The 17,226-nt window shown below is 67.7% G+C and carries 19 protein-coding genes; 9 read left to right on the top strand and 10 right to left on the bottom strand.

Going from position 1 to position 17,226, the window contains the following annotated elements:
* Positions 1-30: 30 nt before the first annotated feature.
* The 6 genes from ACJ4V0_RS10845 to ACJ4V0_RS10820 all read right to left on the bottom strand — a co-directional run bounded on the left by ACJ4V0_RS10845 (position 31) and on the right by ACJ4V0_RS10820 (position 4,826).
* The gene (locus tag ACJ4V0_RS10845; protein WP_448299592.1) at positions 31-708 is read right to left on the bottom strand and encodes an XdhC family protein; all 678 of its coding nucleotides are present in this window, start codon (positions 706-708) and stop codon (positions 31-33) included.
* Complete coding sequence (locus tag ACJ4V0_RS10840) at positions 708-1,031, bottom strand: XdhC family protein (RefSeq protein ID WP_448299591.1); 324 nt, start codon at positions 1,029-1,031, stop codon at positions 708-710. Before ACJ4V0_RS10840 ends, ACJ4V0_RS10845 begins: the two co-directional genes overlap by 1 nt.
* A gap of 307 nt (positions 1,032-1,338) precedes the next feature.
* On the bottom strand, positions 1,339-2,529 hold the full coding sequence (locus ACJ4V0_RS10835; protein ID WP_448299590.1) for a vWA domain-containing protein: 1,191 nt from the start codon (positions 2,527-2,529) through the stop codon (positions 1,339-1,341).
* Positions 2,529-3,026, bottom strand: coding sequence for a hypothetical protein (locus ACJ4V0_RS10830; protein WP_448299589.1), 498 nt, complete (start codon positions 3,024-3,026; stop codon positions 2,529-2,531). Before ACJ4V0_RS10830 ends, ACJ4V0_RS10835 begins: the two co-directional genes overlap by 1 nt.
* 4 nt (positions 3,027-3,030) lie before the next feature.
* Entirely contained in the window at positions 3,031-3,948 is a 918-nt protein-coding gene (locus ACJ4V0_RS10825; RefSeq protein ID WP_448299588.1) for an AAA family ATPase, read from the bottom strand.
* A 56-nt stretch (positions 3,949-4,004) separates the two neighbouring features.
* Entirely contained in the window at positions 4,005-4,826 is an 822-nt protein-coding gene (locus tag ACJ4V0_RS10820) for a DUF3108 domain-containing protein (protein ID WP_448299587.1), read from the bottom strand.
* Between the two features lie 269 nt (positions 4,827-5,095).
* Here ACJ4V0_RS10820 and ACJ4V0_RS10815 point away from each other — a divergent pair, with 269 nt between their 5' ends.
* Positions 5,096-5,461, top strand: a complete 366-nt coding sequence (locus ACJ4V0_RS10815; protein WP_448299586.1) for a hypothetical protein — start codon at positions 5,096-5,098, stop codon at positions 5,459-5,461.
* Positions 5,462-5,524: 63 nt separating this feature from the next.
* On the opposite strand, the gene ACJ4V0_RS10810 is transcribed toward ACJ4V0_RS10815, so the two are convergent.
* From ACJ4V0_RS10810 to ACJ4V0_RS10800, 3 genes are all read right to left on the bottom strand, one after another.
* Complete coding sequence (locus tag ACJ4V0_RS10810) at positions 5,525-6,322, bottom strand: FAD binding domain-containing protein (protein ID WP_448299585.1); 798 nt, start codon at positions 6,320-6,322, stop codon at positions 5,525-5,527.
* A gap of 16 nt (positions 6,323-6,338) precedes the next feature.
* Positions 6,339-8,702, bottom strand: coding sequence for a xanthine dehydrogenase family protein molybdopterin-binding subunit (locus ACJ4V0_RS10805; protein WP_448299584.1), 2,364 nt, complete (start codon positions 8,700-8,702; stop codon positions 6,339-6,341).
* 64 nt (positions 8,703-8,766) lie between these two features.
* Positions 8,767-9,261 carry a (2Fe-2S)-binding protein gene (locus ACJ4V0_RS10800; RefSeq protein WP_448299583.1) on the bottom strand — a complete coding sequence of 165 codons (495 nt, stop codon included), beginning with the start codon at positions 9,259-9,261 and terminating at the stop codon, positions 8,767-8,769.
* Between the two features lie 250 nt (positions 9,262-9,511).
* Here ACJ4V0_RS10800 and pcaD point away from each other — a divergent pair, with 250 nt between their 5' ends.
* The gene (gene pcaD / locus ACJ4V0_RS10795) at positions 9,512-10,291 is read left to right on the top strand and encodes a 3-oxoadipate enol-lactonase (RefSeq protein ID WP_448299582.1); all 780 of its coding nucleotides are present in this window, start codon (positions 9,512-9,514) and stop codon (positions 10,289-10,291) included.
* A gap of 218 nt (positions 10,292-10,509) precedes the next feature.
* Positions 10,510-10,896 carry a 4-carboxymuconolactone decarboxylase gene (gene pcaC, locus ACJ4V0_RS10790; RefSeq protein WP_448299581.1) on the top strand — a complete coding sequence of 129 codons (387 nt, stop codon included), beginning with the start codon at positions 10,510-10,512 and terminating at the stop codon, positions 10,894-10,896.
* Positions 10,897-10,908: 12 nt separating this feature from the next.
* Here pcaC and ACJ4V0_RS10785 read toward each other — a convergent pair whose 3' ends face one another.
* On the bottom strand, positions 10,909-11,436 hold the full coding sequence (locus ACJ4V0_RS10785) for a flavin reductase family protein (RefSeq protein WP_448299580.1): 528 nt from the start codon (positions 11,434-11,436) through the stop codon (positions 10,909-10,911).
* 268 nt (positions 11,437-11,704) lie between these two features.
* Here ACJ4V0_RS10785 and ACJ4V0_RS10780 point away from each other — a divergent pair, with 268 nt between their 5' ends.
* The 6 genes from ACJ4V0_RS10780 to ACJ4V0_RS10755 all read left to right on the top strand — a co-directional run bounded on the left by ACJ4V0_RS10780 (position 11,705) and on the right by ACJ4V0_RS10755 (position 17,212).
* Positions 11,705-12,622, top strand: coding sequence for an ABC transporter permease subunit (locus tag ACJ4V0_RS10780; protein WP_448299579.1), 918 nt, complete (start codon positions 11,705-11,707; stop codon positions 12,620-12,622).
* 4 nt (positions 12,623-12,626) lie between these two features.
* Positions 12,627-14,036, top strand: coding sequence for a high-affinity branched-chain amino acid ABC transporter permease LivM (locus ACJ4V0_RS10775; RefSeq protein WP_448299578.1), 1,410 nt, complete (start codon positions 12,627-12,629; stop codon positions 14,034-14,036).
* The gene (locus tag ACJ4V0_RS10770; protein ID WP_448299577.1) at positions 14,033-14,866 is read left to right on the top strand and encodes an ABC transporter ATP-binding protein; all 834 of its coding nucleotides are present in this window, start codon (positions 14,033-14,035) and stop codon (positions 14,864-14,866) included. Before ACJ4V0_RS10775 ends, ACJ4V0_RS10770 begins: the two co-directional genes overlap by 4 nt.
* Positions 14,863-15,585 (top strand): ABC transporter ATP-binding protein, encoded by a 723-nt coding sequence (locus ACJ4V0_RS10765; protein ID WP_448299576.1) that lies wholly within the window; start codon positions 14,863-14,865, stop codon positions 15,583-15,585. The genes ACJ4V0_RS10770 and ACJ4V0_RS10765 overlap by 4 nt, the downstream gene beginning before the upstream one ends.
* Positions 15,585-15,962 (top strand): DUF6867 family protein, encoded by a 378-nt coding sequence (locus ACJ4V0_RS10760; RefSeq protein WP_448299575.1) that lies wholly within the window; start codon positions 15,585-15,587, stop codon positions 15,960-15,962. The genes ACJ4V0_RS10765 and ACJ4V0_RS10760 overlap by 1 nt, the downstream gene beginning before the upstream one ends.
* Before the next feature lie 131 nt (positions 15,963-16,093).
* Positions 16,094-17,212: a branched-chain amino acid ABC transporter substrate-binding protein gene (locus ACJ4V0_RS10755; protein WP_448299574.1), complete on the top strand. Its 1,119-nt coding sequence runs from the start codon at positions 16,094-16,096 to the stop codon at positions 17,210-17,212.
* Positions 17,213-17,226: the final 14 nt, after the last annotated feature.

The following is a 17,226-nucleotide window of genomic DNA, read 5'->3' as shown; positions in this document are numbered from 1 at the left end:
CCGTCTCCTATCGGAACCGGACGCGACAGGTCACGCGATGCCCTGCCGCCAGGCCTGCGTCACCTCGGCGAGGATGGACACGGCGATCTCCGCCGGAGAGATCGCGCCGATGGCCAGCCCGATCGGCGCCCTGATGCGCGCGATGGCCTCAGGCGCCGCGCCCTTCGCCGTCAGACGCTCCACCCGCTTGGCGTGGGTGCGCCGCGATCCCAGCGCGCCGATGTAGAAGCACTCCTTGCCGAAGGCGTGCAGCAGCGCGGGGTCGTCGATCTTCGGATCGTGGGTCAGGGCGATGAAGGCGGTGTAGCGGTCGACGTTCAGGCCCGGCAGCGCATCGTCCGGCCATTCGGCCAGGAGGCGGACGTCGGGAAAGCGCTCGGGCGTGGCGAAGGCGGTGCGCGGATCGACGATGACCGGGTCGTAGCCGAGCAGCTTCGCCATCGGCACGAGCGCCTGGGAAATGTGGACCGCGCCGATGATGACCATCTGCGCCGCCGGCACCTGCACGGTCAGGAAGGAGCGCGTGCCCTCGACCGCACCGCTGCGGCCGGTGCGCAGCGCTGCACGGATCGGCTCCTCCAGCGGATCGCCGGGGAGGCGGTCCTCGGTGACGATGCGGGCGTCACCGCCGTCGAGGTCGGTGACGAGAACCGCGGCCCGCCGCTCGGCCCGCGCCGCATTCAGGGCGGAGAGGAGATCGAGGTGCATCAGGAGACCTTCTCGACATAGACGGCGATGCGGCCGCCGCAGGACAGGCCGGCCCGCCAGGCGGTCTCGTCGGCGATGCCGAATTCGAGCAGCTTGGCCTTGCCCGAGCCGATGACGTCCATCGCCTCGCTGACCACCTCGCCCTCGACGCAACCGCCGGAGACCGAGCCGAGGAAGGTGCCGGTCTCGTCGATGACGAGGTGCGAGCCGACGGGCCGCGGCGCCGAGCCCCAGGTCTCCACCACGGTGGCGATGGCAACGCCCTTGCCGGCCTTCGCCCAGGCCTCGGCCTGTCCGAGGATGTCGTCGTCGGTCGAGAGCATGGTCGCCTCCCTGCAGGGTGTCCAACGCTTAAGACATCGGATGATCGGGGGCGGTATGCAAGGGAAGTGGCTGCATCGATGAAGTGCGTCCTTCGAGGCTCGCTATCGCTCGCTCCTCAGGATGAGGAGGACGGGTTCTGCAGCAGGTCGAGGCGCGTTGAGCACCGCTCCCGATTGTCAGACGCTGATGCAATTCTCTCCCCTCCTCATCCTGAGGAGCGAGCCCCCGGCGATGCGCCAGCATCGTCCGGCCGGCGAGCCTCGAAGGACGCACCTGCCCGATGCAGGGCACTGGGTTGCCCCCTCATCACGCCGACTTCAGCCATCGCCGCGGGTCATGGCTGCGGTCCGACCGCCGCGCGTCGAGGACGGCCACGAGATCGGCCACGGCGGCGATGTTGTGGATGGTGCGGAACTCGTCGACATGCGGCAGCAGCGCACGGATGCCCTGGGCCTTTGCCTGGAAGCCGTCGAAGCGCAGCAGCGGATTGAGCCAGATGAGCCGCCGGCAGGAGCGGTGCAGGCGGTCGGCCTCGCGGGCGAGGTCCTCCGTGCCGTCGCGCTCGAGGCCGTCGGTGACCAGCAGCACGACGGCTCCCCCTGAGAGCACCCGCCGCGACCACAGCTTGTTGAAGGCGTGCAGCGAGGGGGCGATGCGCGTGCCGCCGGACCAGTCGTCGACGCCCGCCGTGCAGGCCGCCAGGGCCTCGTCGGGATCGCGCGCCTTCAGCATGCGGGTGATGTTGGTCAGCCGCGTGCCGAAGGTGAAGGCGTGGACGTTGCGGCGGTTCTCCATCAGCGCGTGGATGAAGTGCAGCATGACGCGGGTGTACTGGCTCATCGAGCCGGAGATGTCGCAGAGCACCACCAGCGGCGGATGCTTCGTCTTCGGCCCGCGGCGGGCGAGGTCGATGATGCCGCCGCCCTCGCCGATGGAGCGGCGCAGCGTGCGCCGGAAGTCGATCCGGCGCCCCCGGAGGTCCGGCGCGAAGCGTCGCGTCGGAACGGCGTCATCGGGCAACACCAGAGCCGCGACGCGCCGGCTCGCCTCGGCGATCTCGGCCGCCGTCATCTGGGCGAAATCCTTCTTCTGAAGCACCTCGACGTCGGAGACGGTGAGGCTGGCATCCACCTCGATCTCCGGCCTCTCAACCGGCACGCTTTCGGCCTGCTTGAAGAAGGCCTCCTGCAGGCGCAGCGACACCGGATCCGGCTTCCCCGGCTGCACGGGCGCCACCGGCAACAGGATGGAGAGCAGCTTCTCCATCAGGTGGCGCTTCTTCCAGAAGATCTCGAAGGCGGTGCGGAACAGCAGGGAGTGCTCGTGCTTCGACACGAAGACGGAATGCAGCGTCCAGTAGAAGTCCTCGCGCGAACCGATGCCGGCGGCCTCCACAGCCTGGATCGCGTCGAGCACCGTGCCCGGCCCGACCGGCAGGCCGGCGATGCGCAGCGCGCGGGCGAAATGGGCGATGTTTTCGGTCAGCGCATGGGCCATCAGGCAGGCCTCAGCAGCAGCGCCCAGAGCGGCGACAGGATGAGCGACCCGGCATTGTAAACCGCATGGGCGAGTGCCGTGCCGAGAAAGGCGGAGCGCCAGCCGCGCGCCGCGCACCAGCCGGCATACTGAAGCGCGAAGACGATGAAGATCGCGGCCGTGACGGGGGTTCGCACCAGCGTGACCGGCATGTGGGCGGCCACCGCCGCAACCGTGGCCGCCAGCACGAAGATCGCGCGGTCGGCGCCGAAGCGCGCCACGATCAGCCAGTGCAGCACGGCGAGGACGGCCGTCTCGATGAGCGGTGCGATGAAGATCGCCGCCACCACCACGAGCATCATCGACAGGCCGGAGGGAACAGGCACCGGCACGCGCGTCCCGGCTAGCCACAGCGCCGTCCACCAGACGAGCGGCACGACGAGCAGCGCGGCGCCGATGGCGGCGGCTTTCAACCATGGCATCCGGCCCGGTTCGGTGATCAGTGCCAGCGGAGCCATGGCGTCAGCGCCCTGCCCTGACCTCGTCGAGGATCGCCTTGGCCTCGCCACCCTGCATCTTCTGGATGTCGTCCTGGTACTTCAGCAGCACGCCGAGCGTATCGTTGACCGCCTGCGGATCGAGGCCGACGGCGTCGAGCTCGGTCAGCGCGGTCGCCCAGTCGATGGTCTCGGCGACGCCCGGCACCTTGAACAGGTCGCTTTTCCTCAGGCGCTGGACGAAGGCGACGATCTCCTTGGTCAGCCGCTCCGGCGCCCCCGGCGCCTTGGCGCGGAGGATGGCGAGTTCGCGCGCCGCGTCGGGATAGTCGACCCAGTGATAGAGGCAGCGCCGCTTCAGCGCGTCGTGGATCTCGCGGGTGCGGTTGGAGGTGACGATGACGATGGGCGGCGCCGGCGCTTTGATCGTTCCGAGTTCCGGCACGGTCACCTGGAAATCGGAGAGCACCTCCAAGAGGAAGGCCTCGAAGGCCTCGTCGGTACGGTCAAGTTCGTCGATCAGCAGGACCGGCGGTCCGCGCAGGTCCGGCTCCAGTGCCTGCAACAACGGCCGCTTCACCAGATAGCGCTCGGAGAAGATGCCCGCCGAGAGCTGGTCCCTGTCGACGCCGCCCTCGGCCTCGGCAAGGCGGATGGCGATCATCTGCGCCGCATAGTTCCATTCATAGACCGCGGCCGCGACGTCGAGCCCCTCGTAGCACTGCAGGCGGATAAGGTTGCGCCCCAGCGCCGAGGCGAGGACCTTGGCGATCTCGGTCTTGCCGACGCCCGCCTCGCCTTCCAGCAGCAGCGGCCGCCCGAGTTTCAGCGCTAGGAACAGCACCGTCGCGAGCGAGCGGTCGGCGACGTAGTTGGCGCCCTTCAGCAGGGCGAGAGTCTCGTCGATGGAGGCGGGAAGCGGATGGGACGATGCAGATGTCACGAAGGCACTCCGGCTGGACGCAGAACCATAGCGCAGCCGGAGCGATGCCGAGAACCTCAATCCGCAGAGGCGCGTCGCGTTTGCGGCAGGCCGGGATCGAGAGCGAGGCGCGTGGCCTGGGCGATACCGGTGCCGTAGCCGGTCGTCAGCGTGATCTTCGCCGGGATGAGGTGGCGGGTGCCGCGCACCGGCACCAGCACCACCTCCGCCGACCGGCGGCGCGCGCTCTGGATGTCGTTGCGGTCCGGGCGGTAGCCGGCGATCGGCTCGAAGCGCACGCGGCAGATCGCCGCCTCGCCCTTGTAGCCGCCGATGTCGACCTGCCGGGTCTCGACGAAGGAGTAGATGAGGTCGAAGCGCTCGCGGCCGCCGAAGATGCGCGACCGCCGCTCGCAGGCCGCAGCGCCCGTCACCGGCCCCGTGCCGCCGACGACGAAGATTCCGGCCGATAGCGGATCGACCACGCCGCGCAGGTGCTCCGGCAGCACCGGCGTCGCCCGCGTATGCGGCGGCTTGTCCGGGTTGCGCTCGACGGATGTGACATTGCCGCCGGCCATGCCGATGCGCGTCGTCTCGACCTTGCCGCCCGAGCGGATCTCGACGTTGAAGCTGGCCGGAACCGGCGCATTGCCGCTGATCTGCCCGGTCGAGGTCGCCGTGCCGGTGCCGCCGGCGAACATCGCCGCCATGCCGGTGACCCGCGCCTCGAGTGTGGTCCGGTAGCTGCGCCCGTCCGTGGTCGACACCATGGTGCCGCGCCCGATCGACAGGCCGAGGAAGGTGACTGCGTAGTCCGCCGAGACCTGCCCCTGCGACTGGGCGAGCGCCGGAAGCGCGGTGAGCGAAACCAAGGCGAGTGCGATGACGGGGGATTTCATGCGCGCGACCCTCTCAAGGAACGGGGGCTTCGGCCCCGCTGTTCGGAGCCGAGTTTGGCGGCGCCGTCGGGCGAATTTGCGGCGCCACGCCGGAAACATAGGGGAACCCGGATGAACGCCCGGCAACAGCCGGGTCCGCGCGAGCGGGCAGAGCGACCGGCACAGAGGTTACCCGCCGTCACACGAATGATATGCAATCGAATCGAATTTTCATTAAGAGCTGCATGATAAGGCTTTGTTGCCCCAGCGTTTCCACATCGGAGATCGCCATGCGCAACAACACGGTCCTTACCACCCTCCTGCTGGCCTTCGCCGGCGGCCTCCTGGCGCTCTACCTCTTCTTCCCGAAAGAGGCCTCGCTGGTGACCGGCAGCGTCCGGCGGATGATCGACCCGAACCGTCCCGACCACGTGAAGCTGGAATATATGGCCGTCAATCCCGAGCTGTCGCGCGGCTGGCGCACGCTCCGCACCGTCGCGCGCGCCGACCAGTGCTATCCGCTCCTCACGCAGGACCATTCGCGCGACCGCGACGTCGCCGGTCCCATCGGCGCGCTGCGCTGCGTCGCCTACCACGCCAACGGCGAGCCTGTCGGCACCCTCCGGATCCACCGCCTCGGCCAGGCCACGAACTGAGGCCGCTGAATCGGAAAGGCCGGAGCTGTCGCCCCGGCTTCCCCTCTAACAAGTCGTGACCGATCAGGCTGTGGCTGCCGCCACCGCGCGCTTGGCGATGACGCCCACCAGATGGGCGCGATAGTCGGCCGAGGCGTGGATGTCGCCGTTCATGTCGGCGGCCGGCGTCGTGACGCCCTCCAGAGACTTCGGATTGAAGCGCTTCGACAGCGCCGCCTCCATGTCCGCATGGCGGAAAACGCCTCCGGAGCCAGCGCCCGTCACGGCGACGCGCACGTTGCTGCCCTTCTTGGCGACGAAGACGCCGACGATGGCATAGCGCGAGGCCGGGTTCGGGAACTTCACGTAGCCCGCCTTGCCCGGGATCGGGAACGCGATCTTGGTGATGACCTCGTCATCGTCCAGGGCGGTGGAGAACATGCCGGCGAAGAACTCGTCGGCGGGGATCTTGCGCTTGCTGGTGTGGACAACGGCCCCCAGCGCCATCAGCGCTGCGGGATAGTCGGCGGCCGGGTCGTTGTTGGCGACCGAGCCGCCGATGGTGCCGCGATGGCGCACATGCGGATCGCCGATATGGCCCGCGAGCGCGGCGAGCGCCGGGATCGCCTGCTGCACGATGGGCGAATTCGCCACCTCGGCATGGGTCGTCGTCGCGCCGATGACGATGTTGCGGCCCTTCTGCTCGATGCCCGACAGGCCGGCGCCCGACAGGTCGATCAGCGTCTTGGGGCTGGCCAGCCGCTGCTTCATGGTCGGGATCAGCGTATGGCCGCCAGCCAGCAGCTTGGGATCCTCGGCCTTGTTCAGGAGCGAGACGGCGCCGCGGACGGTGGCGGCCTTCTGGTATTTGAAAGGATACATGTGACCTCTCCGAACCTTACTCGGCCGCGATCGCGGCTTTGGATTGCCTGGTGATGACCGTCCACAGGGCCAGGGGCGTCGCCGGCATCGGCACGTCCTCGGTCCCCAGCGCATCGGTCAGCGCGTTGATGACGGCGGCGGGCGCGGCGATGGCGCCCGCCTCGCCGCAGCCCTTGATGCCGAGCGGATTGGACGGGCACGGCGTCACCGTCATGCCGACGTCGAAGGACGGCAGGTCATGGGCCCGCGGCATGGCGTAGTCCATGAATGAGGCCGTCACCAGCTGGCCGTCGGTGTTGTAGATGGCGCCTTCCAGCAGCGCCTGGCCGATGCCCTGGGCGATGCCGCCATGGACCTGGCCCTCGACGATCATCGGGTTGATGACATTGCCGAAATCGTCCACTGCCGTCCATTTGGCGATGGTCGCGACGCCGGTGTCCTGGTCCACCTCGATCTCGCAAATGTGGCAGCCGGCCGGGAAGGTGAAGTTGGTCGGATCGTAGAACGATCCCTCCTTCAGGCCGGGCTCCAGCTCCTGCGGATTGAACTTGTGGGCGATGTAGGCGTTCAGCGCCACCGTGCCGAAGTCCACCGACTTGTCGGTGCCCTTCACGGTGAACATGCCGTCCTTGAAGTCGATGTCGGCTTCCGCCGCCTCGAGCACGTGGGAGGCGACCTTCTTCGCCTTGGCCTCGATCTTGTCGAGCGCCTTGGAGATCGCCGACATGCCGACCGCGCCCGAGCGCGAGCCGTAGGTGCCCATGCCGAACTGCACCTTGTCGGTGTCGCCGTGGACGATGGAGACATTGTCGATGGAGATGCCGAGCCGCGCGGAGACGAGCTGGGCGAAGGTCGTCTCGTGGCCCTGTCCGTGGCTGTGCGAGCCGGTAAGGACCTCGACCGTCCCCACGGGATTGACCCTGACCTCAGCCGATTCCCACAGGCCGACGCCGGCACCGAGCGAGCCGACCGCCTGTGACGGCGCGATGCCGCAGGCCTCGATATAGGTGGAGTAGCCGAGGCCGCGCAGCTTGCCGCGCTTGGCGGCCTCGCGGCGGCGTTTGCCGAAGCCCTTCACGTCGGCCATCTCCATGGCCTTGACGAGCGAGGCTTTGTAGTCGCCGCAGTCGTACATCATGATGACCGGCGTCTGGTGCGGGAACTTCGAGACGAAGTTGCGCCGCCGGAACGCCGCCGGGTCCATGCCGATCTCGCGCGCCGCCACTTCCACCAGTCGCTCGACGACGAAGGTCGCCTCCGGCCGCCCCGCCCCGCGATAGGCGTCGACCGGCGCGGTGTTGGTATAGACCGCGTCCACCTCAGCATAGATGGCCGGAATGGCATACTGGCCCGACAGCAGAGTCGCGTAGAGATAGGTCGGCACCGACGAGGCGAAGGTCGACAGATACGCGCCCATGTTGGCGATGGTCTTGACCCTGAGGCCGGTGATCTTGCCCTCGGCGTCGGTCGCCAGTTCCGCCCGCGTGACGTGGTCGCGGCCATGGGCGACGCAGAGGAACTCCTCCGTGCGGTCCGCGGTCCACTTCACCGGACGCCCGCACTTGCGCGCGGCCCAGACACAGACCGTCTCCTCGGCATAGATGAAGATCTTCGAGCCGAAGCCGCCGCCGACATCGGGGGCGATGACGCGCAGCTTGTGTTCCGGCGCGATGCCAATGAAGGCGGAGAGCACGAGGCGGGCGACATGCGGATTCTGGCTCGTCGTGTAGAGGGTCAGCGCGTCGTTGCCGGCATCGTATTCGCCGACCGCCGCCCGGGGCTCCATGGCGTTGGGCACCAGGCGGTTGTTGACGATGTCGAGGCTGGTGATGTGCTTGGCCGCCTTGAAGGCGGCTTCGGTCGCCGCCTTGTCGCCGATGTGCCAGTCGTAAACCGTGTTGCTCGGCGCCTCGGAATGGACTTCCGGGCCGCCCTGCGCCTTTGCCGTGTCGACATTGGCCGGCAGCACACCGTAGTCGACCACGATCGCCTCGGCCGCGTCCTTGGCCTGCGACAGTGTCTCGGCGATGACCACGGCGACATGGTCGCCGACATAGCGCACTTTGCCCTGGGCCAGGATCGGATGGGGACCGGCGCGCATCGGCGTGCCGTCCTTGGAATGGATCATCCAGCCGCAGATGAGCCCGCCGACCTTGTCGGCCGCGACATCGTCGCCGGTGTAGATCGCGACCACGCCCGGCATGGTCTTCGCAGCGGCTGTGTCGATCCTCTTGAGCGTGGCGTGGGCATGCGGCGAGCGCAGGAAGAAGGCGTGCGTCTGGCCGGGACGGTTGATGTCGTCGGTATACTGGCCCTTGCCCGTGATGAAGCGGTGGTCTTCCTTGCGGCGAACGGCGGCACCGATGGCGGTGACTGTCATGACGATCCTCCCTGCGGACCTCTGGACTGTGGATCAGGCGTGCGGTTGCGGCTTGTGGCGCCGCTTATTCCGCGGCCTGACGGGCGGGGGCCGTGCCGGTCATCGCCTGCGCGCCGGCTTCGACCGCCTTGACGATGTTGTGGTAGCCGGTGCAGCGGCAGATGTTGCCTTCCAGCTCCTCGCGGATCGTCGCCTCGTCCACCGCGCCCTTGCGGTTTACGATGTCGACGGCCGACATGATCATGCCCGGCGTGCAGAAGCCGCACTGCAGGCCGTGATGCTCGCGGAAGGCCTCCTGCATCGGGTGCAACTTGCCGTCCTGGGCGAGGCCCTCGATCGTCACGACATCGGCGCCCTGGCACTGGACCGCGAAGATCGTGCAGGACTTCACCGCCTTGCCGTCGACATGAACGACGCAGGCGCCGCACTGCGACGTGTCGCAGCCGACATGGGTTCCGGTCAGGTGCAGGTTCTCGCGCAGCATCTGCACCAGCAGTGTGCGCACATCGACGTCGGCCGTCACCGATCGTCCGTTGACCGTCAGGGTCACCGTCGGCATGGGCGTTCCTCCTCAAAATCCATCAAACTGGGCGCCTTTGGACTGATTCTTGTTTTTTGACGCCGGCTCCCACGCCGAAAACGCCCTGTTTTCGTCGGGAATTGCAGTTTGGACCCGTTCTGAACGGAGCGTCAAGCTGGAACCTCGCCGGAGTGCAGGCCGGCCCCGCGAAGCGCGCATCGTCCTCCCCGTTGCAATGTCGCGGCTCTCCCCTAGTCTCTCGCGCCACCGACCCGGCAGGAGAGCATTCATGGCCCGCTTCACCACGTCCGACGGCCTGTCGCTGCGCTACGCGGACAGCGGCGGCGACAAGCCCGCCCTGCTGCTCTCCAACTCGCTCGGCACCCGGCTCGAGATGTGGGACCCGCAGATGCCGGCCTTCTCCGGCGACTTCCGCGTGGTGCGCTACGACAAGCGCGGCCATGGCGAGAGCGAGGTGAAGGTCGGCCCGACCAGCTTCGCCCGCCTGACACTCGACGCTGTGGAACTGCTCGACCACCTCGGCATCGCGACAGCCCGTTGGTGCGGCCTGTCCATGGGCGGCATGAGCGGCATGTGGGCCGGCACGCACCATGCCGCTCGCTTCACCAGTCTCGTCCTGTGCAACACCAGCGCCTCCATGCCCGCCGTCGACATGTGGAATCAGCGCATCGCCGCGGTGAAGCGGGAGGGCATGACGCCGCTCATTCCCAACATCGTCGACCGCTGGTTCACCAAGCGCTTCCAGGAGGCGGACCCCGCCGCAGTGGCGCGCGTCGTCGCCATGCTGGAGACGACGCCGCCGGAGGGCTATGCCGCCTGTTCGGCGGCGATCCGCGACATGGACCAGCGCGAGGCGATCCGCTCGATCCGCCTGCCGACCCTGGTCATCTCCGGAACCCATGACGGCTCGACGCCGCCCGAGAAGGGCCGTGACATCGCCGCGGCGATCCCCGGCGCGCGCTATGTCGAACTCGACGCGGCCCACCTGTCGAACATCGAGCAGGAGAAGGCCTTCACCGATGCGGTGATGGGCTTCCTGCGGCCGTGATCGCCGGCAAGACGGTCAGTGCGTCCTTCGAGGCTCGCTTCGCTCGCACCTCAGGATGAGGAGGGTGGTGGATTGCACGTACTGACCGTCCAGTTCGCCGCGCCTTGCACTCCCTGATGCCACACACCACGCGCCTCATCCTGAGGTGCGAGGCGTAGACGAGCCTCGAAGGACGCACTTCCACCGATGCAGCCCTCCGCCACCAACAGGAGCCTCCCATGGACGAGACAGAACGCTTCGAGAAGGGCCTTGCCGTCCGCCGCGCGGTACTCGGCGATGCCCATGTCGACCGCTCGCTTGCCGGTCGCGACGGCTTTTCCACCGAGTTCCAGGACTTCATCACCCGCTACGCCTGGGGCGAGATCTGGACCCGTCCGGGCCTGGAGCGGAAGACGCGCAGCTTCCTCGTCCTCGCCATCTGCGCCTCGCTCGGCCGCTGGGAGGAGTTCCGCCTGCACTGCCGCGCCTCGTTTTCCAACGGGGTGACGACCGACGACATCAAGGAGGTGATCCTGCAGATCGCCGTCTATGCCGGCGTGCCCGCGGCCAATACGGCGATGAAGGAGGCCAAGGAGGTCTTCGCCGAACTCGGTCTCAAGACCTGAGCGCCGGCCGGCTCAGCGCGGAATCGGGCGGTAGGCGCGGTCGAAATAGGCCAGCGCGGCGCCCGCCGGGCCGATCCTGACGGCCTCGACCTGGCCGATGACGATGTGGTGCGTGGCCATGGTCCGCATCTCGACCAGCCGGCAGTCGAAGCTGACCAGCGCCGAATCGAGCGTCGGCGATCCCGTGGCGAGCGGCGTCCAGCGCCCCTCGCGGAAGCGTTCGGCACCGGTGAGGCCACGGCGGCCGGCGAAGGTCTCGGCGAGGTTCTCGGCGCCGGCGGGGAGCGCGTTCACGGCGAAGACGCCGTTCGCTTCGATCAGCGCGCCATTGGCCGACTTGCGGTTGAGGCAGACGAGGAGCATCGGCGGATCGTCGGAGACCGAGGCCACGGCGATGGCCGTGAAGCCGCTGGTGCCGGCCGCCCCGCCCGTGGTGATCACGTGCACGTGCCCGGCGACATGCGCCATGCCGTCGCGATAGGCCTGCGGCGTCGCGGCCAGCACGCCGGGGATCATCGTGCGGTTCGTTCCACCGTCCATCCGGGGGCCCTCTGTTACCCGCATGATATAGGCCTGCCGCGGCCACGGAGCCAATGCATGCGGCTGAACTCTCGGTGATTAAGGTTGAGGGCGCCGCCCACCGCGACCCCATGTGAATAATTGCCGGGTCGCCATTGTGACTTATCGGGACGCTTGCTACCGATAGGTCGTTGGGTCCGTCGCAGGGACCGCCCGCAGAGGCGGCCGGCGCCGGGGACCATCGCGGCGCTATCCCGCGCCGTAGGGGACAGAGTGGGAAGGTGGCGGCATGGAAGTCTTCTTCCAGCAGCTGATCAATGGCGTCACGCTGGGATCGATCTACGGTCTCATCGCCATCGGCTACACGATGGTCTTCGGCATCATCGGCATGGTGAACTTCTCCCATGGCGATGTCTTCATGGTCTCCACCTTCATCGCGCTCATCGCCCTGATGATCCTGACGACCTGGCTCGGCGTCGGCTCCATCCTCATCGCCCTGATGATCGTGCTCATCATCGCCATGGTCTTCACATCGCTGATCAGTTGGACCATCGAGCGCGTCGCCTACCGCCCCTTGCGCGGCTCGTTCCGCCTCGCCCCGCTGATCTCCGCCATCGGCATGTCCATCGTGCTGTCGAACTTCGTCCAGGTGGCGCAGGGGCCGCGCAACAAGGCCATCGACCCGATCCTCAACAACGTCTTCGTGCTGTCGGCCGCCGGCGGCTACCAGGTGACGCTGTCCTACAAGCAGATCCTCATCGTCGTGGTCACGGCGGCGCTGCTGGGGGTCTTCTGGTGGGTCGTCGCCAAGACCCCGCTCGGACGCGCGCAGCGCGCCTGCGAGCAGGACCGCAAGATGGCCGCCCTGCTCGGCGTCGACGTCGACCGCACCATCTCCATCACCTTCGTGATGGGCGCGGCGCTGGCCGCCGTCGCCGGCACGCTCTACCTCGTCTATTACGGCGTCGTGAACTTCTCCGACGGCTTCACGCCGGGGGTGAAGGCCTTCACCGCCGCGGTGCTGGGCGGCATCGGCTCCCTCCCCGGCGCAGTTCTCGGCGGTCTCCTGATCGGCCTCATCGAGGTGTTCTGGTCGGCCTATTTCTCGGTCGAATACAAGGACGTCGCTGCCTTCTCCATCCTTGCCATCGTCCTGATCTTCATGCCGCAGGGCATCCTCGGCCGGCCTGACGTCGAGAAGGTCTGAGCGCGTGACGACTGTTTCCGAACCGTCCCCGGCATCGGCCGCCAGCGTGCAGACGCCCGTCGCCCGCGCGCTGAAGGAGGCCCTCTTCGCCGCCATCATCGCGCTCGGCGTGTTCGGCCCCCTGCTCGGCTTCAAGACGACGCAGGACATGCAGAACCGGCTGATCGTCGAGACGCGCTACGACCTGATCGCCTTCGTCGTGCTCATCGTCGGCGCCGGGCGCTTCCTCATATCTCTCTACCTGCACACCCGTTCGCAGGAGGCGCCGGCGCCGCGGGTGAAGTTCCGCCTGCCGGCCGTCGTCTCCGCCGGGCTTCCGCCGGCAGCCCTCGTCGCCCTCTTCGTCTATCCGATGATGATCCTGTCGCTGACCGGCAGCTCGGGCGCGCTGAAATGGATCGACAATTTCGGCATCCAGATCCTCATCTACGTGATGCTGGCCTGGGGCCTGAACATCGTCGTCGGCCTCGCCGGCCTGCTCGACCTCGGCTATGTCGCCTTCTACGCGGTCGGCGCCTATGCCTACGCCATCCTGGCGACGCAGGTGATCCCCGCCACCTTCCCGGGCCTCGGCGTCTGGGCCTTCTGGATCTGCCTGCCCGTCGCCGGGCTGCTCGCCGCCTTCTGGGGGGTGCTGCTCGGTTTCCCGGTCTTGCGATTGCGAGGCGACTATCTCGCTATCGTCACACTGGCCTTCGGCGAGATCATCCGCCTCGTCCTGATCAACTGGACGGCCTTCTCGAACGGCTACGAGGGCATTTCCAGCATCCCGCGGCCCTCCTTCTTCGGCATCCCCTTCAACGCCTCCGACAAGGGCTTCGCGGCGACGTTCGGCCTGGAATTCACCCCCGTCCACCGCACCATCTTCCTCTATTACGTCATCGTCTGCCTGGCGCTGCTCACCGCCTGGGTGTCGAACCGGCTGCGCAAGCTGCCCGTCGGCCGCGCCTGGGAGGCGCTGCGCGAGGACGAGATCGCCTGCCGCTCCCTCGGCATCAACACGGTCAACACCAAGCTGACCGCCTTCGCCATCGGCGCCATGTTCGGCGGCTTCGCCGGGTCTTTCTTCGCCGCGCGGCAGGGCTTCATCTCGCCCGAGAGCTTCACCTTCATGGAATCGGCGGTGATCCTCGCCATCGTCGTTCTCGGCGGCATGGGATCGCTGGTCGGCACCGCCATCGCCGCCGTGGCGATGATCGGCGGCACGGAGCTTCTGCGCGAGCTCGACTGGATGAAGGCGATCTTCGGCAGGGACTTCGACCCGGTCCAGTACCGCATGCTCATCTTCGGCCTCGCCATGGTGGCGATCATGATCTGGAAGCCGCGCGGCTTCGTCTCGACGCGCATGCCGACCGCCTTCCTGAAGAGCCGGCGTGCCGTCTCCTCCGACCACGTCAAGGAGGGCCACGGATGAGCGAGGCTATCCTCACCGTCGAACACCTGACGATGCGCTTCGGCGGCCTCGTTGCCGTCAACGACCTGTCCTTCGAGGCGCGGCGCGGCGACATCACTGCCGTCATCGGCCCGAACGGCGCCGGCAAGACCACCGTCTTCAACTGCATCACCGGCTTCTACAAGCCGAGCCAGGGCCGCATCGTCATGCGTCATGCCGACGGCGGCGAGCAGTATCTCGAGCGCCTGCCGGACTTCCGCATCGCCCAGGAGGCGAAGGTCGCGCGCACCTTCCAGAACATCCGCCTGTTCTCGGGCATGACCGTGCTGGAGAACCTGCTGGTGGCCCAGCACAATCCGCTGATGACGGCCTCCTCCTGGTCGATCGGCGGGATTCTCGGCCTGCCGTCCTACGCGAGGGCCGAGAAGGCCGCCATCGACAAGGCCGCCTACTGGCTCGACAAGACCGGGCTCACCGACCGCGCCGACGATCCGGCCGGCGACCTTTCCTACGGCCCGCAGCGGGCGCTGGAGATCGCCCGCGCCATGTGTACGGAGCCGGAGCTTCTCTGCCTCGACGAGCCCGCCGCCGGGCTCAATCCGCGCGAGAGCCTCGTGCTCAACGAGCTCCTGCGCTTCATCCGCAGGGAGCACGGCACCTCGCTCCTGCTGATCGAGCACGACATGAGCGTCGTCATGGAAATCTCCGACCACGTCGTCGTGCTCGACTACGGCATCAAGATCTCCGACGGCACGCCGGCCGAGGTGCGCGAGGACCCGAAGGTCATCGCCGCCTATCTGGGCGTCGACGACTCAGAGGTGGAGAAGGTCGAGGCGGAGGTGGGCCTTTGACCGCGCTCCTCACCGCCCGCGGCGTCGAGACCTTCTACGGCTCGATCCAGGCGCTCAAGGGCATCGACATCGACGTCGCCCGCGGCGAGATCGTCACGCTGATCGGCGCCAACGGCGCCGGCAAGTCGACCCTGATGATGACCATCTGCGGCTCGCCCCAGGCCCGCCGCGGCACCATCGTCTATGACGGCCAGGACATCACGCGACTGCCGACGCACCTGATCATGCGCATGGGCATCGCCCAGTCGCCGGAGGGACGCCGCATCTTCCCGCGCATGTCGGTCTATGAGAACCTCCAGATGGGGGCGTCCCTCACCGACCCCGCCTTCTTCGACGACGACCTGGAGAAGGTCTTCGCCCTCTTCCCGCGCCTCAAGGAGCGCCGTGACCAGCGCGGCGGCACGCTGTCCGGCGGCGAGCAGCAGATGCTGGCCATCGCCCGCGCCCTGATGAGCCGGCCGAAGCTGCTGCTGCTCGACGAGCCGTCCCTCGGCCTCGCCCCGCTCATCGTCTCCGGCATCTTCAACGCGATCCGCGAACTCAACCGGCAGGAGGGCCTCACCGTCTTCCTCGTGGAGCAGAACGCCTATCACGCGCTGAAGCTCGCCCACCGCGGCTATGTCCTGGTCAACGGCACCGTGACCATGTCCGGCACCGGCAAGGAGCTTCTCGCCCGCGAGGAGGTGCGCGCCGCCTATCTCGAAGGAGGGCGGCACTGATGCAGGGCATTCTCTACGAGGAACCCTCGATCTGGCTGTTCCTGCTGGTCACGCTCATTCTTGGCGGCGGGCTCGCCTTCATGACCGGCAAGGCCTGCGCCGAGACCTGGCGCGACGTGCCGCAGACGATCGTCTATCTCCTGATCGTCGGGCTGGCGGTGCGCTTCGCCCATTTCGCCCTGTTCGAGGGCACGCTCCTCTCGCTTCGCTACTACGTGGTGGACACGATCGTCGTGACGGCGATCGGGCTCCTGGCCTGGCGCATGACGCGCGCCGGCCAGATGGCGCACCAGTACTGGTGGCTCTACGAACGCACCGGCCCCCTCACCTGGGTGGAACGGCCGGCCCCGCTGTCCTCCCCTCCGGACAACACCTGATGCGACATCAGATGTCTTCGGATGGGCTGACAAGTCCCTGAAAAGGGTGTTCGATCCTCGCTAAGGACGGCTTGCGCCGTTCTCCGCGGCGGCCTCGGCCACCACGTGACCCCTCTTGGGAAGGATGAGAGATGAAGACCAAACTCCTCGCCGGGCTGACGCTCGGTCTGGGTCTCGCCCTGGCGGTTCCCGCCCAGGCGCAGATCCGTCTCGGTGTCGCCGGCCCGATCACGGGTCCGAACGCATCGTTCGGCGCCCAGTTGCGCCACGGTGTCGAGCAGGCCGTCGAAGACATCAACGCGGCCGGTGGCATCCTCGGCCAGCGACTGGTCCTGTCGGTCGGCGATGACGTGTCCGATCCCCGCCAGGGCGTCAGTGTCGCCAACAAGTTCGTCGGCGACGGCGTCAAATGGGTCGTCGGCCACTTCAACTCCGGCGTCAGCCTTCCGGCCTCGGAAGTCTATGCCGAGAACGGCGTGCTGGCGATCTCGCCGGCCTCGACCAACCCGCGCCTGACCGAGCGCGGCCTGTGGAACGTCTTCCGCACCTGCGGTCGCGACGACCAGCAGGGCGCGGTGGCCGGCGCCTATCTCGCCCGCCAGTTCGCCGGCAAGCGCGTCGCAATCGTCCACGACAAGACGACCTACGGCAAAGGCCTCGCCGACGAGACGCAGAAGGCGATGAACGCCGCCGGCCTCAAGGAGGTCATCTACGAAGCAGTCAACACCGGCGAGAAGGACTTCTCGGCGCTGATCTCCAAGCTCAAGGCGGCCAATGTCGACGTCGTCTACTGGGGCGGCCTGCACACCGAGGGTGGCCTGATCGTCCGCCAGATGCGCGACCAGGGCCTCAACGCCCCGATGATGTCGGGTGACGGCATCGCCGACAACGAGTTCGCCGCCATCGCCGGCCCCGGCGCCACCGGCACGCTCATGACCTTCCCGCCGGACCCGCGCAACCGTCCCGAGGCGCGCGCCATCGTCGAGAAGTTCCGCACCGCCCGTCGGTTCGAGCCGCAGGCCTACACGCTCTACAGCTACGCGGCCGTGCAGATCATGCAGCAGGCGGCTGTCGCCACCAACTCGGTCGACCCGCGCAAGATCGCCGAGTTCATGCGCACCGGCCACGTCTTCAAGACGGTGATCGGCGACATTTCCTACGACAAGAAGGGCGACATCACCCGCGCCGACTACGTGATGTACTCCTGGCGCGCCGGCCCGGACGGCAAGGTCTCCTACTTCGAGAACTGATGCCGTTCTGACGA

The sequence above is a fragment of the Phreatobacter aquiterrae genome (genome assembly GCF_053471285.1).
The sequence above is the reverse complement of the archived record's forward strand: the minus strand, read 5'-3'. Positions and strand labels throughout refer to the sequence as shown.